Here is a 274-nt window from a genome sequence, read left to right on the forward strand (position 1 = left end):
CAACACATATAACTCCGTCACCCTCTCCAAAAATATACGCCCTCAAGCAGCGCAAAGCGCGGTAGCGCAAAAAACACCGTCCTAAAGCAGCGCTACGCGCGGTAGGACAAAAAAACACCGTCCTCAAGTAGGCCAAAGGCCGGTAGGACAAACAAGCGCGCTCAAGTAGGCGTAAGCCGATAGCGCAAAAAAATAACGCGGGGTGGAGCAGCCCGGTAGCTCGTCAGGCTCATAACCTGAAGGCCGCAGGTTCAAATCCTGCCCCCGCAACCAA

General features: G+C 54.7%; 1 tRNA gene. It reads left to right on the plus strand.

The window, feature by feature from the left end:
* The first annotated feature begins 196 nt into the window (after positions 1-196).
* Positions 197-273, plus strand: a tRNA-Met gene (locus tag CHR90_RS03510).
* Position 274 lies beyond the last annotated feature (1 nt).

Source organism: Elstera cyanobacteriorum (assembly GCF_002251735.1).
Classification (GTDB): Bacteria; Pseudomonadota; Alphaproteobacteria; order Elsterales; family Elsteraceae; genus Elstera; species Elstera cyanobacteriorum.